Source organism: Streptococcus sp. ST16 (assembly GCF_046098135.1).
GTDB lineage: Bacteria > Bacillota > Bacilli > Lactobacillales > Streptococcaceae > Streptococcus.
Window position 1 is genome coordinate 140,106 of record NZ_JBJUSE010000003.1, and the last position, 14,814, is coordinate 154,919.

General features: G+C 44.3%; 7 protein-coding genes. 6 read left to right on the forward strand and 1 reads right to left on the reverse strand.

Annotated features, from left to right (window positions below):
• Window positions 1-6 precede the first annotated feature (6 nt).
• Genes ACIY14_RS03520 through ACIY14_RS03535 form a run of 4 tightly spaced genes read left to right on the forward strand, consistent with a single transcriptional unit; the run spans window position 7 to window position 3,110 of the window.
• Window positions 7-885: a transporter substrate-binding domain-containing protein gene (locus ACIY14_RS03520; RefSeq protein WP_000037006.1), complete on the forward strand. Its 879-nt coding sequence runs from the start codon at window positions 7-9 to the stop codon at window positions 883-885.
• A gap of 32 nt (window positions 886-917) precedes the next feature.
• Window positions 918-1,610: an amino acid ABC transporter permease gene (locus ACIY14_RS03525; protein WP_409001541.1), complete on the forward strand. Its 693-nt coding sequence runs from the start codon at window positions 918-920 to the stop codon at window positions 1,608-1,610.
• 3 nt (window positions 1,611-1,613) lie between these two features.
• Window positions 1,614-2,336 (forward strand): amino acid ABC transporter permease, encoded by a 723-nt coding sequence (locus ACIY14_RS03530; RefSeq protein WP_167265838.1) that lies wholly within the window; start codon window positions 1,614-1,616, stop codon window positions 2,334-2,336.
• A 9-nt stretch (window positions 2,337-2,345) separates the two neighbouring features.
• Complete coding sequence (locus tag ACIY14_RS03535) at window positions 2,346-3,110, forward strand: amino acid ABC transporter ATP-binding protein (protein WP_409001542.1); 765 nt, start codon at window positions 2,346-2,348, stop codon at window positions 3,108-3,110.
• A gap of 202 nt (window positions 3,111-3,312) precedes the next feature.
• Here ACIY14_RS03535 and ACIY14_RS03540 read toward each other — a convergent pair whose 3' ends face one another.
• Window positions 3,313-7,029: a pullulanase gene (locus ACIY14_RS03540; protein ID WP_409001543.1), complete on the reverse strand. Its 3,717-nt coding sequence runs from the start codon at window positions 7,027-7,029 to the stop codon at window positions 3,313-3,315.
• 442 nt (window positions 7,030-7,471) lie between these two features.
• Here ACIY14_RS03540 and rpoB point away from each other — a divergent pair, with 442 nt between their 5' ends.
• Both rpoB and rpoC read left to right on the forward strand, forming a co-directional pair.
• On the forward strand, window positions 7,472-11,074 hold the full coding sequence (gene rpoB / locus ACIY14_RS03545) for a DNA-directed RNA polymerase subunit beta (RefSeq protein WP_409001544.1): 3,603 nt from the start codon (window positions 7,472-7,474) through the stop codon (window positions 11,072-11,074).
• A 32-nt stretch (window positions 11,075-11,106) separates the two neighbouring features.
• A complete protein-coding gene (rpoC, locus tag ACIY14_RS03550) occupies window positions 11,107-14,772 on the forward strand; it encodes a DNA-directed RNA polymerase subunit beta' (protein ID WP_409001545.1) in 3,666 nt (1,221 codons plus the stop codon).
• Window positions 14,773-14,814 lie beyond the last annotated feature (42 nt).

Consider the following 14,814-nt stretch of genomic DNA (forward strand, 5'->3'; position numbering starts at 1 on the left):
AAAAAGATGAGTAAAAAAGCATGGATTATCGGTGGTGTAGCAGTTGTTGCAGTAATTGGGGCAACGATTATCGGGAGAAGTTTAGCTGGCGCTCCAGCCAAGGAGGGAGAAACGGCTTCGTCTGCTGAAGTCATAACCTTGAAGGTTGCCCATACACAAAATTATGTACCTTATGACTTTGTCAATGAAAAAGGGGAATCGGATGGTTATGAAGTAGCTGTTTTGAAGGCTGTTGATGAGAAGTTGGTAAACTATCAATTTGAATATACGGGTACCAGTGATGACGACCTCTTGATTGGTCTGGAATCAGGCAAGTATGACATCGGAACTAAGGGAGCTTGGTACACAGATGAACGAGCTAAAAAGTTTGTCATTCCATCTGAACCAGTCGGAGCGAGCATCATCGGATTTACTGTCAGAAAAGAAGATGAACAGAAATACAAAACCATTGATGACTTTGCTAAGAATAAAGGGAAATTGGTTCCCATCTCTCCACAGAATGCTCAATGGAATGTCATCACCAGCTACAATGAAAAACATCAGGATGCACCAATTGAACTGACAGCAGCTGAATCCTTTAAGGTGGCAGATGCCTATGCCTGGGTCTTGGAAGGACGTTATGACGCTTTCTTTGATATCAAACTGTCCTTTGAAAAAGCAGTTACCGCAGAAGATGGCCCTTATCACCAATATGCGGATAAACTCAGCTGGTTCCCATACAAGGGCATTCCAACTTATCCCTTGATTCACCGTGATGAAAAGGGTGAGAAATTTGCTAAAGAATACGAAAAAGCAATCAAAGAGTTGAAAGAAGATGGCACGCTTGCTAAGCTATCTCAGCAATACTTTAAAGAAGATGTCTTTAGTTACGTAGACAAAGACTAGACCAGAAATTCCAAGACTAGAAAGGGTTTTGCATGGTTTCTTATGATTTTTCCAAGGTCTTTCAGTTTTTGCCGACCTTATGGCAGGCGCTTCCTATGACCTTGACCATTCTCTTTTTTACTACTCTTCTTGGTTCCCTTTTTGGAGGTCTCTTGGCCTGGGCGCAAGTAGGAGAAGACAAGAGTTTTGCAGCGATTTCCAAAGGTTATATCTTTACCCTTCGTTGTACACCGCCGATTGTCTTACTTTTTCTAGTCTTTTATGGCTTGCCAGAATTTCTGAAATGGTGGCTTGGTTTGGATATCAACAACTGGTCTAAAACTATTTTTGTTCTCCTGACGATGATTCTCTTGTTTGCGGCGATTGTTGCCGAGGTTTTCAAGGCGGCCTATCAAGCTATTTCAAAGGGGCAGACAGAGGCCGGGCTTAGTATTGGCTTGACTCCAAGTCAGACTTTTTGGAGAATCATTTTTCCTCAAGCTTTTCAAGTTGCTCTTCCCAATATAACAACCGCTATTCTCAATCTCATGCGGGATGCTGCCTTGGCCTATACGATTGGTTTTGTTGATATTATGGGGGCGGGGAATCTCTTGATCAGTCGCAATTTAGGGAACTACTCTCTGGAAACCTATACGGCAGTTGCACTTCTTTATTGGGGGATTGCTTTGGTTATTTCTAGCTTGAGTCGTTTGCTTGAGAAGTCTTTGGAAACAAAAGGGAGGTAAGAAATGGACATAGACTATATTGTAAAGACCTTTCTGGAGACCTTGAAAGGTGTGCCAATCACCTTGGTCATCATGATTGTGGCTATGGTCTTAAGCTTTTTACCAGCTCTATTTTTAGCCTTGGGGCAGATTTACAAGGTTCGAGGTGTGAGGAGTTTTTCTCTGGTCTATCTGGCCTTTATCCGAGCGACTCCTCCGATTTTATTGATTCTCTTCTTTTATAGTTTGTTTCCAAGTTTGCTGAATCAATTTCTCAAAAGCATAGGAAGTGACTTTGATATTTTCAAACTTGATCCTCTCTACTATGCCTTCATCATTTATAGTTTGATGACAGTCGGGAGTTTGTCGGAGATTTTGCGTTCAGCTATCTTGACGGTGGACAAGGGACAACTAGAGGCAGCGCATGCGATTGGGCTGACTACGACCCAGGCCTATCTAAGGATTGTTTTTCCTCAAGCCTTGCGCTCAGCCTTGCCTAACTTGGCCAATCTGGTGATCAATATCGTCAAAGGGACCTCCCTGGTCTTTGTTATGACCATCAAGGACATCACCGCTATTGCTCGTGTAGAAGCGTCCTACGGTTACCAGTATTTTGAGTCTTATTTTGTAATCTTTTTGCAGTATATTTTGATCTGTGGTTTGATTCAGTGGGGCTTTTCTGTATTAGAAAAAGGCTATGAGAAAAAAGAAAAGAGAGCGAAAGCATCTAGCGCGCGTTTTGTATAGGAGGACAGGATGTTACAAGTAGAACATATCGCAAAAACATTTGGTGAGAGACAGGTCTTGGAGGATGTTAATCTTCAGGTCAACCAAGGAGATGTCGTTGTTATTTTAGGGCCATCAGGTTCGGGGAAAACGACCTTTCTCCGTTGTCTCAACCACTTAGAAAAAGCTGATAGCGGCCGTTTGACATTGGCAGGAAAGACCTATGACTTAGCCAAATTAAGCAAGAAAGACATTCTAGAAATTCGCCAAAAAACAGCCTTTGTTTTCCAGCACTACAATCTTTTTGCAAATAAAACTGCTCTGGAAAATATTCTAGAAGGCCTAATCGTAGCTCGTAAAGTTCCCAAGGAAGAAGCGCTCAGACGTGCAGAATCTGCCTTAGAAAAAGTTGGTTTACTGGCCTATAAGGACTACTACCCTTCACAACTATCTGGAGGGCAACAACAACGAATAGGAATTGCGCGTGCCATCGCCGTCAAGCCCGAGGTCATTTTGCTAGATGAACCAACATCCGCACTAGACCCTGAGTTGGTTGGAGATGTTTTGGATGTTCTGAAACAGTTGGCGGGAGAAGGTGTGACCATGGTGGTCGTCACGCATGAGATGGGATTTGCTAGAGATGTTGCCAACCACGTTATTTTCATGGATGGAGGCCGTATCGTAGAGGAAAATAATCCCCACGATTTCTTTAGTCGTCCTCAGGAAGAACGAACCAAGCAGTTCCTGGCTCGTATCTTATCAGATGCTAGCTATAGTGTAGAATATATGATTTGATAGATAAGTGTATCATAAAAACAACACCCCATGACTAGAGGATTCTTCTGACCATGGGGTGTTTTCTCTATAGGAGGGCTAGGTTATACTCTTCAAAAATCTCTTTAAACCAGGTCAGCTTCGCCTTATCTACAAGCTCAAAGCTGTGCTTTGAGTAGCCTGCGATTAGCTTCCTAGTTTACTCTTTGATTTTCATTGAGCATTATTTCTTTTTCTTGTTTTTCATCAACCATCCAAGTCCGAGAAGGGCAAGAATGCTAAATCCAGCAAGGGCAAGAAGGGATTTGTTCTCAGTACCTGTGTTTGGAAGGAATTTCTGAGAAAGAGTCTCTGTAGCAGTTTCTTGAGAGTCAGGATTTGCTGCTAGGTTTTGAGCTTGACCTTGTTCTGGTTCAACGTCCAGGCTAGAAAGATCAAATTCTGGTTTTTCTTCCACAGCTGGAGCGACAATGGCACCACCTTGAGACAATCGGAGAACAACGGCAGTGAGAGCGTTCAATTTCAAGCCTTTTTCAGTCCATTCGAGACCTTGAGGTTTAGCGATTCCTACTGGTCCGGCTTGGTTTTCATCTGCCAGGACTTCGGCCTTTCTCAAGTGAGCAAAGGCAGTTCCCAAGTTGAATTCGCGAGCCTTATCATCCGCATTGACAAAGACTGCGTAGACATCGCCGTTTGGAGCTGTGATTTGGTAGCCGATGACCACGTCTTCTTTTTCAACACCATTTTGTCCTGGGACAGTAATGAGTTGGACGCTATCTTTGATATCTTGTAGACTCTTGAGTCGGAAGGCGTCCGTAGATTGACGAAGAGCGATCAATCCTTTCATGTAGTCACGGCTCTTGACATTTTCAGGATATGCTTTGCTATCTGTAGCTTTGGTCCAATCAAACTTGTTGACAGCATCACTAGAGTCGTAAGAGTCATGGATAAAGTAAGGATAGACAAATGGTTTGCCGTCTTTGTTACGTAACAAGTGAGACTTGTTTGGAACCTTATCTTCAGGAACAGGAGTCTTATAGGCTGGATCAAGGAATTGTTTGGTACGTCCGTATTCCTGACCAGAGTGGATAAAGGGAGTTCCTTGAGCAGTCAAGACCATGAGGTTTCCAAGTCGCAAACGACGATGGATTTCAGCGTAGTTTTCAGCCTTGCTAGGGTCTTTTTTGATAGACTGGGCGATGATATCAAAGAGGGTCAAGTTATCATGGGCTGCGATATACTGGATAACATCTCCAGGATTGTCAGCCTCAAAGTTAGTTGGTTGGGCAATGAGATTTTTAAAGATGGTATTGATATCGCGTTTGCCACCTGTGATAAAGGCAGGCTGGCCTTCGTTTGGATAGCCAGACTTGAGGTTGTTGCGGATGTCGTCTGAAAAGACAGCGACAGTATCGGTATGTTTCATCCAATCTTGGTCAGCAGGCTTGGTAGGCATGTTTTCGTCTCCAGCATAGGTTCTCCAACCTTCGCCAAGCATGATGAGGTTTGGATTGAGGGCGCGTGCAGCCTTGTAAGCTTCCTCAATTGAAGCCGCATCGTGGTCTCCCATCATATCGAAACGGAAACCATCTACTTTGTAGGTTTCAACCAGATACTTGATAGAGTCTACCAAGACACGTTTAGACATGTAGTGGGTTGTTCCCAAACGACCGCCACCAAAGCTAGTACGTGGAGTTCCGTCTGCGTCCATAAAGTGATAGTAGTTTGGCTCAATATCTTCAAAAATATCAACATTGGCAGTATGGTTGTAGACCACATCCAAGATAGCCCCCATGCCACGTTTGTGGATTTCGTTGATGAGGTTTTTGAATTCTGCGATACGTTTTTCTGGATCCTTAGGATCGCTTGAGTACATACCAGTCAAGGAGAAGTAGTTTTGAGGGTCATATCCCCAGTTATAGTTGCTGTTACTTGAAGCATAGGCAGACAAACGTTCTTGGTTCTTCAATTCATTGACAAAGTAGTAAGACAAGACTGGAAGGAGCTGGATATGAGTCACACCCAAGTCTTTGAGGTAGTCTAGTTTTTCGATAAAGGCTTCAAAGGTACCAAATGGCTTGGTCAAGTCTTTTGCGATGGCAGGATCCGAAGTGAAGTCACGCACATGAGCTTCATAGATAATGGCATCTTCACGCGATTTGAAGTTGTGAATCTTCCCATAGGTCAAGTCTTGCGGTCCTAGTTTGGATGGGTCGACAAAGGCAGCTTTAGCGACCTTATGAGCGGCATCTGTTTTTGCTAGGTCACTGTTCCAAGCTGCTAGTGACTTGGCATAAGGGTCAAGAACGAGAACGGTTTTACCTTGGCGCTCGATCTGGTAGTGGTAGTAGTAGCCAGTATAGTTGCTGATACCGAGACCAGAGTTTGTGTCTAGAGTTTGTTTCCAGGTTCCTTTTTCTCCTTTTTCAAGGGCGACAGTTCCGACTACCTTTTCAGGGTCTTTCTTGTCATAGACAACAACGGAAACCTTATCAGCACTTGGAGACCAGAGGGTGAGGTCAACACGCTTGCCATCTTCTTTTAGAGTTGCGCCGAGTGGACCATCGTAACTGTAGGACTCATCCTTGAGGCGCCAGCTTGAACGTGTGGTAAAGCGCTCTGAATTGTAGCTGACAGTGTACGGGTGTTGAGTGTCAGAGAAATCGCCGATATAGGTCACTTTTTTACCTGCCTCATCCACTTCCACGTCTGTGATAGCTACTTTATTCCCATGGTAATCAGTGATGCTGGAGTGTTTGAGGATATCGTCTTTCTTAGCTCCGACTAGGGTAGAAAAGCTGCTTTCGATACGAGATTTAGCCACATGTTGGGCACCAGTCATGCGGATATCGTGCACATAGTAGGGATTGGTGTAGATGGTTTCGTCATCATCCTTGAGGAAAATCTGACTGTGATTTTTTAGATCAGTGAATTTATAATCCTCTTTTCTGATTTTCACATCATCGCCTTTCTTGCTTTCGTCTAGTAATAAAAATCCAAATTCTCTTGCAGCTTCATTGAGTGGGATATCAATGTAACGGCCATATTTTCCAGTTGCGGTAAAGTCAGTACCGTCAGGCCATTCTCCACTGCTTGGGTTTTTGACATCGCCCCAATACCAAAGAGATTTTTTGTCATAGTTGCCATCGGTGCGGTAGTAGTTGACACGAATAGTTCCTGCTGGTTGAGGGCGATAATTGTATACCTTGTAGTTTTCATCTATCCAAGCCTCATTCATTTTTGGAGAGAGACGCTCTACTGAACGGTCTCCGGTAAGGTTATCCCCCTTGGTATTGTTGATAAGGAAGCTGACTTTCTTGGCTTGCTCATTTTTGAGTTTGACATCTAGATAATAGCCATAGTCATCTTTCTTGGCATCCTTAAAGGACTTGGCACCATTGGGCCAGTTTTCAGACGGCTTTTCAACATCATCCCAAGTCCAAAGACCTTGAGAATCTTTGTTTTCTTCAGGGAGTTTTTTTACATGGATACGGAAGTGGTTGTCTGCGATGGGTTCTTCAGAGGATGTGTCAGCTTGTAGTTTTTGTTCTGAAGTTGGCGTTGCAGTGCTGTTATCTACTTTCTCTTCCTTGCTGTTAGCCTGGCTTGTAGTAGCATCTTCTGTTTTAGGTGTTTCTGGTGCTGTAGTAGTTTCCGCAGCTGGAGCTTCCTTTTTAGAATCAAGGGAAGCGTTTGCATTCTTTTGTTCAGAAATAGGCGTTTCCTTTTGAGTTTGACTGGTTTCAGTCTCAGTAGGGACCTTGGTCACAACGCTGGTATTTTCCTGAGTTTGAGGAAGGTTTTCGTTGGCCGAAATAGTTGGCATTGCAGCAGAAAGCAAGACAATGCTAGCACCAATAAGGACAGAACCAGTTCCGTTCTTCAAGGAACGGATACCGTAAATCATTTTTTTCTCAGTTTGAGATGGGATCTTTTTCATCACAATTCTCCTTGTGTAGTTGTTTCCTAACAGTATAGCACGAGGTAAACATTAGTGCAAGCGTTTTCCTAACTTTTAAGAGAAAATATAATGCTTCATTCTCTTGAAATTTTAAAATAATATATAGGAAAAGATTGTTTAAAAAATAGTAAAAAAACCTTGAAAAATCTGGCTAAATAAGGTATAATATGAGTAATCATTTGTCGTAGGTTTTGTCTGAAATATTGTCCAGACAAGGCTCACAGCAGTTAAATCTTCTGAAAAAGTCAGATTTAGCTGCTCTTTTTGTGCTTTTTTTCAGGTTTTTGAGTGCTTGTAACAAAGATTTAAAGATTCTGAAAATTCATCAAAGGGACACGGTGATAGGGGTTTTTAAAACCATATGACGATTAGAAAAGCCTGATTGATAAGGCTTGGAATTTATTTACAAAGGAGAATCATCTTGGCAGGACATGACGTTCAATACGGGAAACATCGTACCCGTCGTAGTTTTTCAAGAATCAAAGAAGTTCTTGACTTACCAAATTTGATTGAAATTCAAACGGATTCATTCAAAGATTTCCTAGACCACGGACTTAAGGAAGTATTTGAAGATGTATTGCCAATTTCAAACTTCACAGACACAATGGAGTTGGAATTTGTTGGCTATGAAATCAAGGAACCAAAATACACGCTCGAAGAAGCTCGTATCCACGATGCTAGCTACTCAGCCCCAATTTTTGTAACCTTCCGCTTGATCAATAAAGAAACAGGCGAAATCAAGACCCAAGAAGTCTTCTTTGGTGATTTCCCAATCATGACCGAAATGGGTACTTTCATCATCAATGGTGGTGAACGTATTATCGTTTCTCAGTTGGTTCGCTCACCAGGTGTTTACTTTAATGACAAAGTAGACAAGAACGGTAAAGTGGGTTACGGTTCTACTGTTATCCCTAACCGTGGAGCTTGGTTGGAACTGGAAAGCGACTCAAAAGACATCGCTTATACTCGTATCGACCGTACTCGTAAGATTCCATTTACGACCTTGGTTCGTGCGCTTGGTTTCTCAGGCGATGATGAAATCTTTGATATCTTTGGTGATAGCGAATTGGTTCGCAATACTGTTGAAAAAGATATCCACAAGAATCCAATGGATTCTCGTACAGACGAAGCCTTGAAAGAAATCTACGAACGCCTTCGTCCAGGTGAGCCTAAGACTGCTGAAAGCTCACGTAGCTTGCTTGTGGCACGTTTCTTTGACCCACGCCGCTACGATTTGGCAGCTGTTGGTCGTTACAAGATCAATAAAAAACTCAACGTTAAAACACGCTTGCTCAATCAAACCATTGCGGAGCCATTGGTAGACCCTGAAACAGGAGAAATCTTGGTAGAAGCTGGTACCGTTATGACTCGTAGTGTGATTGAAAGTATCGAGAGTCACTTGGATGGCGACTTGAACAAGATCGTTTATATTCCAAACGATGCAGCTGTTCTGACAGAACCAGTTGTGCTTCAAAAATTCAAGGTTGTTGCCCCAACGGACCCAGACCGTGTTGTAACCATCATCGGAAATGCTAATCCAGACGACAAGGTTCGTGTTGTAACTCCTGCGGATATCCTTGCTGAAATGAGCTACTTCCTCAACTTGGCGGAAGGTATCGGCCGTGTGGATGATATCGACCACCTTGGAAACCGTCGTATCCGTGCAGTTGGTGAATTGCTTGCCAACCAAGTACGTCTTGGGCTTTCTCGTATGGAACGTAATGTTCGTGAACGTATGTCTGTTCAAGACAATGAAGTCTTGACACCACAACAAATCATCAATATCCGTCCTGTAACAGCTGCGGTTAAAGAATTCTTTGGTTCTTCACAATTGTCCCAGTTCATGGACCAACACAACCCACTTTCTGAGTTGTCTCACAAACGTCGTTTGTCAGCCTTAGGACCTGGTGGTTTGACTCGTGACCGTGCTGGATATGAAGTACGTGACGTGCACTACACTCACTACGGTCGTATGTGTCCAATCGAGACACCTGAAGGACCTAACATCGGTTTGATCAATAACTTGTCATCATACGGTCACTTGAACAAGTATGGATTTGTTCAAACACCATATCGTAAGGTTGACCGTGAAACTGGTGTAGTCACAAACGAAATCGTTTGGTTGACAGCCGATGAAGAAGATGAATTTACTGTAGCACAGGCTAACTCTCGCCTCAACGAAGATGGTACTTTTGCTGAGAAGGTTGTCATGGGACGTCACCAAGGGGTCAACCAAGAGTATCCAGCAGAAGTAGTTGACTACATGGACGTTTCACCAAAACAGGTAGTTGCCGTTGCGACTGCATGTATTCCTTTCTTGGAAAACGATGACTCCAACCGTGCCCTCATGGGTGCCAACATGCAACGTCAGGCTGTGCCATTGATTGATCCAAAAGCACCTTACGTTGGTACTGGTATGGAATACCAAGCAGCCCATGACTCTGGAGCTGCGGTTATTGCTCAGCATGATGGAAAAGTTACCTACGCAGATGCAGACAAGGTAGAAGTTCGCCGTGAAGATGGTTCCCTAGATGTTTACCACATTCAAAAATTCCGTCGTTCAAACTCAGGTACTGCTTATAACCAACGTACACTTGTTAAAGTTGGCGATGTTGTTGAAAAAGGCGACTTTATCGCTGACGGACCTTCTATGGAAAATGGAGAAATGGCGCTTGGACAAAACCCAATCGTTGCCTACATGACTTGGGAAGGTTACAACTTCGAAGATGCCGTTATCATGAGCGAACGCCTGGTGAAAGACGATGTCTACACATCTGTCCACCTTGAAGAATACGAATCAGAAACCCGCGATACAAAGCTTGGGCCTGAAGAAATTACTCGTGAGATTCCAAACGTTGGGGAAGATGCCCTTAAAAACCTTGACGAAATGGGAATTATCCGTATTGGTGCCGAGGTTAAAGAAGGCGATATCCTTGTAGGTAAAGTCACACCTAAGGGTGAAAAAGATCTTTCAGCTGAAGAACGCCTCTTGCACGCTATCTTCGGAGACAAGTCTCGTGAAGTACGTGATACTTCTCTTCGTGTACCACACGGTGCCGATGGTGTCGTTCGTGATGTTAAGATCTTTACACGTGCAAATGGAGATGAGTTGCAATCAGGCGTTAACATGCTGGTTCGCGTCTACATCGCTCAAAAACGTAAGATCAAGGTCGGAGATAAGATGGCCGGACGTCACGGAAACAAGGGGGTTGTCTCTCGTATCGTTCCTGTAGAAGACATGCCTTACCTTCCAGACGGAACTCCAGTTGATATCATGTTGAACCCACTTGGGGTACCATCACGTATGAATATCGGTCAGGTTATGGAGCTTCACCTTGGTATGGCAGCACGTACTCTTGGTATCCACATCGCAACACCAGTCTTTGACGGAGCAAGTTCTGAAGATCTTTGGGACACTGTCAAAGAAGCAGGTATGGATAGCGATGCCAAGACTATCCTTTATGATGGACGTACTGGTGAACCATTTGACAACCGTGTATCAGTTGGTGTCATGTACATGATCAAACTCCACCACATGGTTGATGATAAATTGCACGCGCGTTCAGTCGGGCCTTACTCAACCGTTACTCAACAGCCACTTGGAGGTAAAGCTCAGTTTGGTGGACAACGTTTCGGTGAGATGGAAGTTTGGGCCCTTGAAGCCTACGGTGCGTCAAATGTCCTTCAAGAAATCTTGACTTACAAATCTGACGATATCAACGGACGTTTGAGAGCTTATGAAGCTATTACAAAAGGAAAACCAATTCCAAAACCAGGTGTTCCAGAATCCTTCCGAGTTCTTGTGAAAGAATTGCAATCTCTTGGCCTTGACATGCGTGTCCTTGACGAAGATGACCAAGAAGTGGAACTTCGCGACTTGGATGAAGGAATGGACGAAGATGTCATCCACGTAGATGACCTTGAAAAAGCACGTAAAAAAGCTGCTGAAGAAGCAAAAGCTGCTTTTGAAGCTGAAGAAGGTGCAAAAGCGGAAGCAACAGAAGAAACTGCTGAACAAGAATAAGCAGTTCACTTAGAATAGAAAGGGAAGAAATAGTGGTTGATGTAAATCGTTTTAAAAGTATGCAAATCACCCTAGCTTCTCCAAGCAAAGTCCGTTCATGGTCTTATGGAGAAGTCAAAAAACCTGAAACAATCAATTACCGTACGTTGAAACCAGAACGTGAAGGACTCTTTGACGAAGTCATCTTTGGTCCTACAAAAGACTGGGAATGTGCTTGTGGTAAATACAAACGCATTCGTTACAGAGGGATTGTTTGTGACCGTTGTGGGGTTGAAGTAACGCGTACAAAAGTTCGTCGTGAGCGTATGGGGCACATCGAGTTGAAAGCTCCTGTATCTCACATCTGGTATTTCAAGGGGATTCCAAGCCGTATGGGCTTGACCCTTGATATGAGCCCTCGTGCCCTCGAGGAAGTTATCTACTTTGCGGCTTATGTGGTGATTGATCCTAAGGATACACCACTTGAGCACAAGTCTATCATGACAGAGCGCGAATACCGTGAGCGCTTGCGTGAGTATGGCTATGGATCATTCGTTGCCAAGATGGGTGCAGAAGCCATCCAAGACCTGTTGAAACAAGTAGATCTTGAAAAAGAAATTGCTGAACTCAAAGAAGAGTTGAAAACAGCTACTGGACAAAAACGTGTCAAAGCTATCCGTCGTTTGGATGTTTTGGATGCCTTTTACAAGTCTGGGAACAAACCTGAATGGATGGTTCTCAACATCCTTCCAGTTATTCCACCAGATCTCCGTCCAATGTTGCAGTTGGATGGTGGCCGTTTTGCCTCATCTGACTTGAACGACCTTTACCGCCGTGTTATCAACCGTAACAACCGTTTGGCTCGTTTGCTTGAGTTGAATGCACCAGGTATCATCGTTCAAAATGAGAAGCGTATGCTTCAAGAAGCGGTTGACGCTTTGATTGATAATGGTCGTCGTGGCCGTCCAATCACAGGACCAGGTAGCCGTCCGTTGAAATCATTGAGCCACATGCTCAAAGGGAAACAAGGACGCTTCCGTCAAAACTTGCTCGGTAAACGTGTTGACTTCTCAGGACGTTCCGTTATCGCCGTTGGTCCAACTCTTAAGATGTACCAATGTGGTGTGCCACGCGAAATGGCGATCGAACTCTTTAAACCATTTGTCATGCGCGAAATCGTTGCCCGTGACATCGTGCAAAACGTTAAAGCGGCTAAACGCTTGGTGGAACGCGGAGATGAACGTATCTGGGATATCCTCGAAGAAGTAATCAAAGAACACCCAGTCCTTTTGAACCGCGCACCGACCCTTCACCGTTTGGGTATCCAAGCCTTCGAGCCAGTCTTGATTGATGGTAAGGCCCTTCGTTTGCACCCACTTGTCTGTGAAGCCTACAATGCCGACTTTGACGGGGACCAAATGGCCATCCACGTACCGCTTTCAGAAGAAGCCCAAGCAGAAGCTCGTATCTTGATGCTCGCTGCTGAGCACATCTTGAATCCGAAAGATGGGAAACCGGTTGTTACCCCATCTCAGGACATGGTTTTGGGTAACTACTATTTGACCATGGAAGAAGCTGGCCGTGAAGGTGAAGGAATGGTCTTCAAAGACCGTGACGAAGCTGTTATGGCTTATCGAAATGGTTATGTTCACCTCCACTCACGTGTAGGTATCGCTACAGACAGCCTTAACAAACCATGGACAGAAGAGCAAAAACACAAGGTATTGCTGACAACAGTTGGTAAAATCCTCTTCAACGACATCATGCCAGGGGGTCTACCTTACTTGCAAGAACCAAATAATGCGAACTTGACAGAAGGGCTCCCAGCTAAGTACTTCTTGCCACTAGGTGGCGATATCAAGGAAGCCATTCGCAACCTTGAACTCAATCCTCCATTCAAGAAGAAAAACCTTGGAAATATCATCGCTGAGATTTTCAAACGTTTCCGTACAACAGAAACCTCTGCATTCTTGGACCGATTGAAAGACTTAGGTTACCATCATTCAACACTTGCTGGATTGACAGTGGGGATTGCTGATATCCCAGTGGTTGAAGACAAGGCTGAAATCATCGAAGAATCTCATAAGCGTGTAGAGCAGATCACAAAACAGTTCCGTCGTGGTTTGATCACTGATGATGAACGTTACAATGCCGTTACAGCTGAATGGCGTGCAGCTCGTGAGAAATTGGAAAAACGCTTGGTTGATAATCAAGATCCGAAGAACCCAATCGTTATGATGATGGACTCAGGAGCCCGTGGTAACATCTCGAACTTCTCACAACTTGCCGGTATGCGTGGTCTGATGGCCGCTCCAAACGGACGTATCATGGAATTGCCAATCCTTTCAAACTTCCGCGAAGGTTTGTCAGTACTCGAAATGTTCTTCTCAACTCACGGTGCCCGTAAAGGTATGACCGATACGGCCCTTAAGACAGCCGACTCAGGTTACTTGACTCGTCGTTTGGTTGACGTCGCCCAAGACGTTATCATCCGTGAGGACGACTGTGGAACAGACCGTGGTCTCTTGATCCGCTCTATCGCAGAAGGAAAAGAGATGATCGAGTCTCTCGAAGAACGTCTCAATGGTCGTTATACTAAGAAAACTGTTAAACACCCAGAAACTGGCGAAGTCATCATTGGTCCAAATGAGTTAATCACAGAAGACAAGGCGCGCGAGATTGTCAATGCTGGTGTGGAAGAAGTGACTATCCGTTCCGTATTTACATGTAACACTCGTCATGGTGTCTGCCGTCACTGTTACGGTATCAACTTGGCGACTGGTGATGCGGTTGAAGTTGGTGAAGCAGTTGGTACAATCGCTGCCCAATCTATCGGGGAACCTGGTACACAGCTTACAATGCGTACCTTCCACACGGGTGGGGTTGCCTCAAATACCGATATCACTCAAGGTCTTCCTCGCGTCCAAGAAATCTTTGAAGCCCGCAATCCAAAAGGGGAAGCGGTTATTACAGAGGTCAAGGGACAAGTTACAGCTATCGAAGAAGATGCTTCAACTCGTACGAAAAAAGTCTTTGTTAAGGGTGAAACTGGCGAAGGTGAATACGTCGTTCCATTTACAGCACGTATGCGTGTTGAAGTTGGAGACCAAGTTTCTCGTGGTGCAGCATTGACAGAGGGTTCTATCCAACCAAAACATCTCCTTGCTGTTCGTGATGTCTTGTCAGTTGAAACTTACCTTCTCGGTGAAGTCCAAAAAGTTTATCGTAGCCAAGGGGTAGAAATCGGAGACAAACACATCGAGGTTATGGTTCGTCAAATGATCCGTAAAGTCCGTGTCATGGATCCAGGTGATACAGATCTTCTCATGGGTACCCTTTTAGACATCAACGATTTTACAGATGCGAACAAAGATGTCCTTATCGCAGGTGGAGTTCCAGCGACTGGTCGCCCAGTCCTTATGGGAATCACCAAAGCCTCACTTGAAACAAACAGTTTCTTGTCAGCGGCTTCCTTCCAGGAAACAACTCGTGTCCTTACAGATGCAGCCATCCGCGGTAAGAAAGACCATCTCCTTGGACTCAAGGAAAATGTTATCATCGGTAAGATCATCCCAGCAGGTACTGGTATGGCTCGCTACCGTAATCTTGAACCACAGGCAATCAATGACGCAGAATATCTGGCTCCTGAACAAGAAGAGACAGAACTTGCTCCAGTAGATGAAACGGTGGAAATCCAATCTGAAGAAACTGTAGAATAAAAGTAAATAAGAGAACCTTCGGGTTCTCTTTGCGTTGTTTCA

Bases quoted from the DNA above. Each gene is read 5' to 3' on its own strand.
- ACIY14_RS03520 (WP_000037006.1), top strand. From the start codon at position 7: ATGAGTAAAAAAGCATGGATTATCGGTGGTGTAGCAGTTGTTGCAGTA.
- ACIY14_RS03525 (WP_409001541.1), top strand. From the start codon at position 918: ATGGTTTCTTATGATTTTTCCAAGGTCTTTCAGTTTTTGCCGACCTTA.
- ACIY14_RS03530 (WP_167265838.1), top strand. From the start codon at position 1,614: ATGGACATAGACTATATTGTAAAGACCTTTCTGGAGACCTTGAAAGGT.
- ACIY14_RS03535 (WP_409001542.1), top strand. From the start codon at position 2,346: ATGTTACAAGTAGAACATATCGCAAAAACATTTGGTGAGAGACAGGTC.
- ACIY14_RS03540 (WP_409001543.1), bottom strand. From the start codon at position 7,029: ATGAAAAAGATCCCATCTCAAACTGAGAAAAAAATGATTTACGGTATC.